The 7,591-nt window shown below is 61.1% G+C and carries 8 protein-coding genes; 2 read left to right on the top strand and 6 right to left on the bottom strand.

The window, feature by feature from the left end:
- Nucleotides 1-173: 173 nt before the first annotated feature.
- On the top strand, nt 174-875 hold the full coding sequence (locus EPD82_RS03590) for an FCD domain-containing protein (protein ID WP_141055412.1): 702 nt from the start codon (nt 174-176) through the stop codon (nt 873-875).
- A 25-nt stretch (nt 876-900) separates the two neighbouring features.
- On the opposite strand, the gene EPD82_RS03585 is transcribed toward EPD82_RS03590, so the two are convergent.
- The 6 genes from EPD82_RS03585 to EPD82_RS03560 all read right to left on the bottom strand — a co-directional run bounded on the left by EPD82_RS03585 (nt 901) and on the right by EPD82_RS03560 (nt 5,558).
- A complete protein-coding gene (locus tag EPD82_RS03585) occupies nt 901-1,956 on the bottom strand; it encodes an NADH:ubiquinone reductase (Na(+)-transporting) subunit F (protein ID WP_141055409.1) in 1,056 nt (351 codons plus the stop codon).
- A 28-nt stretch (nt 1,957-1,984) separates the two neighbouring features.
- The gene (locus EPD82_RS03580) at nt 1,985-2,344 is read right to left on the bottom strand and encodes a phenol hydroxylase subunit P4 (protein ID WP_055422907.1); all 360 of its coding nucleotides are present in this window, start codon (nt 2,342-2,344) and stop codon (nt 1,985-1,987) included.
- A 70-nt stretch (nt 2,345-2,414) separates the two neighbouring features.
- The gene (locus EPD82_RS03575; RefSeq protein ID WP_141055406.1) at nt 2,415-3,968 is read right to left on the bottom strand and encodes an aromatic/alkene/methane monooxygenase hydroxylase/oxygenase subunit alpha; all 1,554 of its coding nucleotides are present in this window, start codon (nt 3,966-3,968) and stop codon (nt 2,415-2,417) included.
- Between the two features lie 21 nt (nt 3,969-3,989).
- Nucleotides 3,990-4,259 (bottom strand): MmoB/DmpM family protein, encoded by a 270-nt coding sequence (locus EPD82_RS03570; RefSeq protein ID WP_055422909.1) that lies wholly within the window; start codon nt 4,257-4,259, stop codon nt 3,990-3,992.
- 12 nt (nt 4,260-4,271) lie between these two features.
- On the bottom strand, nt 4,272-5,267 hold the full coding sequence (locus tag EPD82_RS03565; RefSeq protein ID WP_141055403.1) for a ferritin family protein: 996 nt from the start codon (nt 5,265-5,267) through the stop codon (nt 4,272-4,274).
- Nucleotides 5,268-5,300: 33 nt separating this feature from the next.
- Nucleotides 5,301-5,558, bottom strand: a complete 258-nt coding sequence (locus tag EPD82_RS03560; RefSeq protein ID WP_055422911.1) for a phenol hydroxylase subunit — start codon at nt 5,556-5,558, stop codon at nt 5,301-5,303.
- A gap of 328 nt (nt 5,559-5,886) precedes the next feature.
- On the opposite strand from EPD82_RS03560, the gene EPD82_RS03555 reads away from it, so the two are divergent.
- The gene (locus EPD82_RS03555; protein ID WP_141055400.1) at nt 5,887-7,542 is read left to right on the top strand and encodes a sigma-54-dependent Fis family transcriptional regulator; all 1,656 of its coding nucleotides are present in this window, start codon (nt 5,887-5,889) and stop codon (nt 7,540-7,542) included.
- Nucleotides 7,543-7,591 lie beyond the last annotated feature (49 nt).

The raw sequence follows: 7,591 nt of genomic DNA, 5'->3' as shown, positions 1-7,591 counted from the left end.
GCGTGTCCCGCTTCCCAGCTCAGGGTCGTGGTCGGAACCTCCAGCTCCATCCCTTCCTCCTGTTTATCGATCCATATCTTTTTTTTTGATTACAGCACAAAATTTCGAGATTTGCAAGCGCTCTTGCACCCTCGAGTCGGCTATAATGCGACTCGACTTTTTCCTTCATTCCCATGAACGACCGAACCATACCGTCTCCCCCAGAACCGACCACCCTCGTCGAAGCGGCCTATCAGCGCCTGCGCGACGACATCGTCGAGGGCATCCTCGCTCCGGGCGAGAAGCTGCGCGTCGAACATCTCAAGGACCGCTACGGCGTAGGCGCGGGCACCTTGCGCGAAGCCCTGCTGCGCCTGGTCTCCGATGCCCTCGTGCTGGTGCAAGGGCAGCGGGGGTTTCGCGTCGCGCCGATGTCCTTGACCGACTTCGAGGACATCACCCGCACGCGGGTCCTGCTCGAGACCGAGGCGCTGCGCCAGTCGATCCAGGCTGGCGGCGAGGAATGGGAAGCGAAGCTCGTCTCGGCCTTTCATCTGCTGAGCCGCGCCGAGGATCGCCTGGATCAGGATCACGCAGTGGTGGCGGAATGGGAGCTGCGCAACCGCCTCTTCCACGAGAGTCTGATCCAGGCTTGCCCCTCGCGCTGGCTGCTTCATTTCCAGGCCATCCTCTATCGCCAGTCGGAGCGCTACCGGCGCCTGAGCGTGTTCCGTCGCCCCATCCCGCGCGACGTCCATGCGGAACATCAAGCCCTGTTCGAAGCGGCCTTGCGGCGAGACGCCGATGCGGCCGCAGCGGTGCTGCGCGAGCACATCCTGCGCACGCTCGAAGCCGTCCGGCACATGCCGCGCGACTTCTTCACCCTGCGCCCCTGAACGCACCACCATCGGCGCTTCTCCCTCACAGGGTGCGGAACAAGGGGCTGCGCACCTGTTGCGCGTCGGCCGCCGAGATGAACTTCTCGGTATGAATGTCTCTCTCATATAACCTTCCCTGCATCAGGGTGGCGATGCACGCCTCGATCATCTTCGGCGGCCCGCACAGATATGCCTTGTGGCCGCGGAAATCGCCACCGAAAGCCGCTTTGGCCGCCTCATGCACGAAGCCGCGGAACCCCTCCCATGCAGACTCGGTCGGTTCCTCGGAGAGTGCCGGCACATAGCGGAAATTGGCATGGCGACGGGCCAATTCGACGAACTCCTCGTGGTAGTAGAGCTCGTCGCGGCGGCGCTGCCCGTAGATGAGCGTCATGTTGCGCCGATCTCCCTTTTCCAGCAGATCAAGGATCATGGAACGGGGGCTCGACAGCCCCGAGCCACCCGCCATGAAGATGAGGTCGCCCGGAGCGGACTTGCGCACGAAGAAGCGACCGTAGGGGCCGGAGAGCCGGATACGGTCGCCTTCGGCAAGCTGCGTGTGGATCCAGGTCGTCCCTTCTCCTCCGGGCACCAAGCGAACGTTGAGTTCCACCTCCGTTGCTCGCGAAGGCGGATTGGCCAGCGAAAACGCCCGAGTGAGCCGTCCACCGTCGATCTCGAGGTTGATGTACTGCCCCGCCTGGAAGTGCAGCGGCTCGTCGAGCATGATGAAAACGCCCTTGATGGTTGGCGTAAGCTCGACGAGCCGGCTGACGGTGCCGGTGTAATCGCGCACCGGAATGATCTCGGCATCGGGTTCCTCATCGATCTCCGCTTCGATCACTACGTCGCTTTCCAGCCGGGCACAGCAGGCAAGCGTTTTTCCTTCTTCCCGCTCGAAATCCATCAGGGCGAAGTTGGATGCCTCGCCATGATCGACTTCCCCTTCGAGCACCTGCACCTTGCAGGTGGCGCACAGACCATGGCAACAGGCATGCGGTAGCCAGATGCCGGCGCGCAGCGCCGCATCGAGGATGGTCTGTCCCTCCTCGACCTCGATCGTCTGGCCGAGCGGCTCGATCGTCAGCTGATGGCTCATCCCTTCCTCCCGGTGATTCGAGTCGCGCTCAACTGCACGAGCCCTGCAGGCCGGTCAGACCCGGCGTACGGAAACGGATCACGTCCTTGTGGCGCAACCCATTCTGCTCCAGGCTCTCGTCCCATTGCGGCTGCCACGGCTGGCCGGATTTGAACCACTGCACCGCCGCCCAATCGATGCGGGCAAAATCGGGGTGGTAGCTGTAGGCAGGCGGCAGCACCTTCTCTACCAGATCGCGGAAGGGCATCGTCGGCGGCAAGGGAAAAGCCAACGGGGCGCAGAACATCAGGTGATCGTCCCAACCCACGTAGAGGAGGCGGTTCCCGTGGAATTTCTCCTCGAGGTCGAGCGGTGCGAACGAATATTCACGAATGGCGGCAACGGCCATGTCGGTCTCCTTCCCTAAAGGACGACGGTTACTTTGGTACCGTCGTCTCATGTCAAAAGAATGATCTTATTCAAACGTTTCGCGTGGCTTGGGCACGCCAGGCGGCGAAATTCCTCTGATCTTCCGAACCTTCGAAGTCGAGATTGTCACGACCGTGGACGATGTTGTACCACTGCAATACCGCTTTGAGCGGATCGAATCCTTCGGCCGTGGGATCGGTTCCTTCGGGGAAACAATTGCCCTGGTAGATCTGGTGTACCGGAAGCCATGCCTGGACGTATTTTTCCGGCTCGTGCTCGAAGATCTCCTTGCAGTGGTCCGAGCAGAAGTGGTACTTCATGCCTTCGTAATCGGTTTCGCGATAGCAGATCTTGGTCGGATCGCCCGGCTCGGTGAAGAGCATGGGGACCTGGCAGGTCTGGCACAGCATCGGCAAGGTGGTGTTGTAGAAACGGTTCCCCTTGGCCGCCTGCTCGCGCCAGAAATCCCAGCGCGGGCGGTAGTATTTGTCGAAGCTCTCGGGATATTTTGCCGAGAGCCACTGCATCTCGTCTTCGGTCGGTATCCAGGTATGGAACGCCGTGGCCGCGGTGTAGTTGTAGAAAGTGCACCAGGCCTGGTGCGAGAGATGATCCTTTTCGAGTGCGATCGTCTCCGCGCACTTGGGCATACGGATGCCGTAGCGGGAGAGATCCCGGAAGAGCGCCCCGCCGTTCTCCTCGAAGTAGATTTCCCAGGCTTCCTTCCAGCTCATGGTGCGCTTGGGCAGCATGTAGTCCATCATCATCGCCACGAGCGTCAGTACCCGATAGCCGCGCCAGGTCCATTTGTCGATCCAGCGCTGCACGATCGGAAGGTTGTCCGGGTCCTGCTCGAGGATGAACTTGATCACCTCCAGCCCCAACGTCATGTGCCGCGCCTCGTCCGATTGGGCCGAGAAGCCATAGGCCATCGTTCCCATGTCGCCGTTATAGGCCGCACCCGAGACGAAAGGCACGAACAGCAAATTGGTGAGCACGTATTCGAAGGAAAACCCAATGGCGACCATGAATTCGAACGGCCCCGCGGTGATCGCGTCATCGAAGAAGGATTTCGGCACCGAGAGGTACCAGACCCGATCGTACCACTGCCGGAAATCGTGGAATCCGTTGTAATACTTGTTGTAGTTGGAGATGGCGTGGACCTGGGTCTGTAAGTGGCGCATCTCGTCGAGCGACTGCATCAGACAGGCGACGCGCGGCCCCAGCCCCGGAAAAGCCCGCCCGACGTGGGCAAACCCGCGGTGTGCCATGTATTCCAGAGGGCTGACCCCGGTGAGGAAGAGCTTGACGGTGTTGATGTAGCGCGCATCGGTGACGTTGAGATGCCCATTGTTCTGCGCATAGGCGTCGATGATGGCGTAGAGCTTTTTCTCCTTTTCCGCCTGGTACTTCCAGTAGGCGTCCATCGTCAGGCGGAAAGGGTCCTCCCAGCGGTCCCAGTCGTGGATCTTGATGCCTTCGTAGTGTACGTAAGGGTAGATGTCCTCCATCTTCTGGTAGGTCGGGGTCCAGTCGAGATCCCGCGTCATGACCTGGTACTTCTCCTTCAGGCCAAGCTTCTTTTTCGCCACTTGCATATCCATGTCCCTTGCTCCTTCCCGGTGTCAGTTTTTCCAAACCAGCACGAATTGATCTTCGTCCTCTTCGATGTTGCCAGAGAGCGAGATGAGGTTGATGTGCAGCTCCTGCAGATCGAACTCGCGCCCGAGGCGCTCCTCGATCGAGCTGCGTTTGACGATGAGCCGCCCATCGGCATCGATCTTCACCATGGCCGGTGCTTCATTGACGCGCGCGTGGGGGTTGTCCTCGACGATGGCCTCGATGATCGGGCGGGTCTCTTCGTTCGTCTGAAAGGCGATGAATACGGTCGACATCTTCTTCCTCCCTCAGGCCGACAGGCCGATCTTGGCCAGGCGCTGGGCAAACCCCTCCATCACCTCATCGAGCAGCGCCGGCGCTTGCTCGGACACGGCGATCGCCGACACCGGCAACAAGGCCTCCTTCGCCCGGGGAAGCCAAGCATCGACCCAATCCTGCACGATGCTGCGGTTCTCCGCCGATTCCGTCACGATCGCCTTCAGCGTCGCATCGACCCACTTGCGCGTCTCCGCCGACCACTGGGTCATGAACTGGGTGAGCATGGCAATCGCCGCCCCACCGCGCGCGGCGAAGACCTGATCGACGATCGTGTCATAGACCAGGGGGTAGAGCAGCCCGTCGAGCACGAGGTTTTGCACCGTGTGCAGCTCGAAAGGATCCTTGACGACGAAACTGTCCTCGACGTAGCGACGCAGCGGCTGCCAGGCCGGATCGTTCATCCAAGCTTGCTTGCCCGCCGACAGCGCCTCCACGTCTCCCAAGAGCAACCCGATGCGCGTAAGGTACTGCGCGATGCCGAGCTGGTCCATCGACTGGTAGATGGCTGCCTGCGCCGCCATTGCGGCATAGGCGTAGGCACAAACGGCGGCGTTGTTCATGTTCGCTCCCCAAGCGAGGTGGCGCAGGGGCACGAGCAGCGCGATGGCGGCTTGCCGCACCTCCTCGGGTAGCGCCTCGACCAAGCCGCGCGATTCGACGAAGTCGAAATTGGCCTCGGCCGTATCCTGCTGCCGGGCCCGGGCACTGGTATAGGCACCGTAATAGAACTGGCGCGGATCCTTGAGCGCATCCCAATCCTTCATACGGATCTTCGTGCGTCCCTCATCGAAGATCTCCCGCTCCGGCTCCCAGGTTGGGCGGTAGTGGAAAATGTCCTTCGGCTGGATGCCGATGCTGCCTTCGAGGTAGCGCGACACCGGTTTGTCGGTGCCGAGATAGCGCGCGATGTGGTCGAACGTATGGCGCAGTGGCTTGATCGTCACCGTTCGCAGATCAATTTGCATGGATCCTCTCCTCCTCTTTCGAATGAATGATGCTCAGCGAAACCGTTGCTGTGCCGCCGTGCGCATGCTCCAATCCCAGTCGGAAAGCCCGTCTTCACGTGCCGCTCCCTCCAGATGGATCACTTGCTGCTCCTCACAGAAACGCGCGAACGCCTCGGCGGGCAGCAGCATGTCGACGCACAGATCCGGCTCACCGATGGCGAACTCGAAGGCCACCAGCCCGTCGGGACGCCGCTCCAGCACGCGCACGAACTTGCGCCCGACGTCGAATGCTTCTGCTGCAGGTTTCATACCTTTTCTCCGCTTCTGCCCTAGGTTCGTCCTGCGTCTCCCTTGTAGCAATTTCAGTGCCAAAAAATAATCTCTCGTAAACACCGATATTTCTCGAGATTTTTCCGGTACAGGCTGATCTTTTGATAAAATTCGCCAAAGCGCATTGATCATTTGATACAACAAATTTATTGCATTGCAACACGACAAACACCCTTTTTATGACTTAATCATAACAACCATCCTCAACGCAACGACAGACGCTGCGGACAGGTCCGCGGGTACCATCATCCCCATCGGACATCCTGCACACCACGGCGCCCAGACGCCGAACCACCGAGGAGAGGAAATGGCGACGATCCAGTATCCGGAAGGCTCCGATCTGCGCAGCCTGCTGCGTTTTCTTCCCGAAGAGGGTTTGATCTGGCTCGGCGAACATCGCATGCTGCTCCTGCACGTCGGAGCGCTTGCGGCCTTGCGCAAGGAATTGGTCGCCTCGGTCGGGAAGGTGCAGGCGAGGCGGCTGCTCACCCGCATGGGGTTCGTCTCCGGGATGCGCGACGCCGAGCTGGCGAAGAAAACCCGACCGCAGGGCACGCTGCGCGACGCTTTCGTCGTCGGTCCCCAGCTGCACATGCTCGAGGGCAGCGCCCGCGTCATCCCCCTCACGATCGAGCTCGAAGACGGAACGTTTCACGGCGAATTCGCCTGGGAGCACTCGTGGGAAGCGCAGGCACATCTGCAGGGAATCGGCACGAGCGATGAGCCGGCCTGCTGGATGATGATCGGTTATGCTTCAGGCTATACCTCGGCCTTCATGAACCGCTTCATCGTCTTTCGGGAGACCGCTTGTGCAGCGATGGGACAGGAGCGTTGCCATATCGTCGGCAAGCCGGCCGAAGAATGGAGCGACGCGCCGGAGCTGATCGGTTTCTTTCAGGAAGATCCCATCGTCGGGCGTCTGCTGGAATTGCGCGAAGAGATCGAGAGCATGCGCGAGCGGCTGGTCGAACCGCGCCGGGTCCCCAAGCTCATCGGTGCCTCTGCCGCGTTTCTGCGCACCTACGATTTGCTCGAGCGCGCCGCCGGGACACAAGTCACCGTCTTGCTGTTGGGCGAAACCGGCGTAGGGAAGGAGCGCTTCGCGCGCACGCTGCACGAGCTCAGCCCGCGGAAAAACGGGCCTTTCGTGGCCGTCAACTGCGCGGCCATTCCTGAAGAGCTGATCGAATCCGAGCTCTTCGGCGTCGAGCGCGGCGCCTTCACCGGTGCCCATGCCCCGCGTGCCGGCAAATTCGAGCGCGCCAACGGTGGCACCCTCTTTCTCGACGAGGTCGGAGAGCTCTCGCCCGCGGCCCAGGCAAAACTCCTGCGGGTGCTGCAAGAAGGGGAGATCGAACGCCTCGGGGGCGAGCAGGTGCGCAAGATTGACGTTCGACTGGTCGCGGCCACCAACGTCGATTTGCACCAGGCCGTCGAGGCAGGGCGCTTTCGCCGCGACCTCTTCTACCGGCTCAACGTCTACCCCATCCACATCCCGCCGCTGCGAGAGCGCATCTCCGACATCCCGCTGCTCGTGGAGGCGATGATCGCGCGCTTCCAGAGCCTGCACGGCAAGAAGATCACCGGCATCAGCGACAAGGCCATGCTGGCGCTCAAGGCATACCACTGGCCGGGCAACGTGCGCGAGTTGGAGAACGTGATCGAACGGGGCGTGATTCTCGCACCCAACCACGGCACCATCGAGGTCGAGCATCTTTTCGTCGGCAACGGAAGCGAGGAGACGCGCGCCCACGTGCTTGGAACGAGCGGCGGACTGGAGGAAAAGAGCAGGGAGACCCACACCGATCTCGCCGACGCGTTGATCGAACGAGGCGTTCCCCTCGAATCCTTCGAGCGCATGCTCTTGCACCGCGCAGTGGAACGCGCCGGCGGCAATCTCTCGGCGGCAGCGCGTCTGCTCGGGCTGACGCGGCCGCAATTGAGTTACCGTCTGAAAAAATGATGCGCCACGACCGACGACACGAGATAATCTTGCATCGTTCGGCATGACA

This window comes from Tepidiphilus succinatimandens (assembly GCF_006503695.1).
GTDB lineage: Bacteria > Pseudomonadota > Gammaproteobacteria > Burkholderiales > Rhodocyclaceae > Tepidiphilus > Tepidiphilus succinatimandens.
The sequence above is the reverse complement of the archived record's forward strand: the minus strand, read 5'-3'. Positions and strand labels throughout refer to the sequence as shown.